Genomic DNA, 1,978 nt, shown 5'->3' with positions numbered 1-1,978 from the left:
CCCCCCTAACATTTTGTATATGTCAGTTTTGCAGAAACTTTCACGTTTATAGATAATTTCGGATGTGCAAAACCGCCATATACAAATCACCGTTGGCATTCATACAATCAAAACACTAATTTGCTAAAATGAAGATAAAACAGATTTCGATTAAAAATTTCAAACGATTTACAAATCTTAAAGTTTCTGAAATACCAGAATCTGCAAAACTCATTGTTTTAGTTGGCCCCAATGGTTCAGGTAAGACATCATTTTTTGAGGCATTAAATCACTGGTACAAGCTTATGGGTTTTGGAAATATTTATGGAGGCTTATTTAATGAAGGAAATACCGAATACTTTCCAAAAGTAAATAGTAATTCGAATTCCAAACAATGGTATGAAGACAAAGTCGAAATTAGCTTTTATGGAAATGAGTCATTAAATCAACAGGAAATAAAGGAAAGGTTTTACTTTAGAACAGCCTATAGAAATGAACCTGATTTTACTGTGAAAAGCCTTTCAAAACTAGATTCTCCAGTTGATAAATTGAAGTTACAAACTTTAATGATGAATGATATTACTGTGTCAGAGAATTATCAAAGACTTGTTTCGCAATCACTAGCTGGACTATATGATAATCTAAATGACAATAAAACGGTTGCTCAACTTCGAAATGAACTAATAGGCAAAATTCAACATTCTTTTTCATCCGTATTTGAAGATTTGACTTTAAGTTCAATTGGAGACCCGCTAAGGAATGGCAGTTTTTATTTTATAAAAGGGACGGCCATTGATTTTCATTACAAAAATCTATCTGCAGGAGAAAAATCAGTATTTGATTTGATATTAGACTTAATAATAAAGTCATCATATTTTAAGAATTCTGTATTTTGTATTGATGAGCCTGAAGCCCACCTTCACACAAGTTTACAGGCAAAGGTACTAGAAGAATTATTCAAACTAACACCAGCAGAATCACAATTATGGATTTCAACCCACTCAATCGGGATGTTAAAAAAGGCAGAAGCTTTGGAGCAAGAGAATCCGGGTACTGTAATATTTTTAGACTTTGACAATCGAGATTTTGATTTAAATGAAGTAATTAAGCCTGCAAAAATAGGCAAAGCAATCTGGAACAAGTTTTTTGATTTAGCATATTCAGATTTTTCAAAACTTATCTCTCCTGAAATAATTGTTTTTTGCGAAGGCTCATTTCAAGGAAGAAAATACAAAGATTTTGATGCCCAGATATATAGCTTAATATTCGAAAACAAACATCACAATACAAGGTTTGTTTCTATTGGTTCTAGCTCAGAAATTGAAAATATTGAAAACCAATCTATTAGAGTGTTGTCTAATATTTTAAAGTCCTCACAAATAATAAAATTTGTTGATAGGGATGATAAGAGTGACCAAGAAGTTCAGGAACTAAAAGAAAAAGGAATAAAAACTTCTCTTAGGAGGCATGTTGAGAGTTATTTGTTTGATGATGAGATTATAGAAAAACTATGTAAAAGCATTAATAAACAAGAACTTTACCAAGATTGCATTTCAGCAAAATGTAATGCTTTGATGAATAGTGTTGAGCGGGGCAATCCTAGCGATGATATTAAATCAGCAAGTGGTGATATTTTTAATGAACTAAAGCGTATTCTCGGCTTGAGACAATGTGGTAATAACAAAAGTGCTTTTTTAAGAGATACAATGGCTCCTCTAATTACAGAGGAAACTAATATTTATAGGGAACTTGAAAAAGAAATATTTAAATAAAGTACGAAATGCCAACACGCAATATAGCAAAAGGCGGGTTTCGTGGTTTTTTGAACCATTCTGCCCCGCATCATCTTTTGTAACGGTGGATAATTTCGACTCCCGCATTCCGCCTCATGCCATATTGCCAAACGTTATGCGCAATTGAACCAAAAAAACACGCACATTTGTTCTGATTATTTCCGAACTATTATTATCTTTGTCATTGAATCATCAAAAAAAATAAT

At 32.3% G+C, this 1,978-nt stretch carries 1 protein-coding gene; it reads left to right on the top strand.

Annotated elements, in window-relative coordinates:
• Nucleotides 1-128: 128 nt before the first annotated feature.
• Nucleotides 129-1,751: an AAA family ATPase gene (locus tag EV194_RS16790; protein WP_132435699.1), complete on the top strand. Its 1,623-nt coding sequence runs from the start codon at nt 129-131 to the stop codon at nt 1,749-1,751.
• Nucleotides 1,752-1,978: the final 227 nt, after the last annotated feature.

It is taken from the genome of Natronoflexus pectinivorans, assembly GCF_004345615.1.
Lineage (GTDB): Bacteria > Bacteroidota > Bacteroidia > Bacteroidales > Marinilabiliaceae > Natronoflexus > Natronoflexus pectinivorans.
The sequence above is the reverse complement of the archived record's forward strand: the minus strand, read 5'-3'. Positions and strand labels throughout refer to the sequence as shown.

Coding starts and splice junctions, on each gene's coding strand:
- EV194_RS16790 (WP_132435699.1), top strand. CDS start 129: ATGAAGATAAAACAGATTTCGATTAAAAATTTCAAACGATTTACAAAT.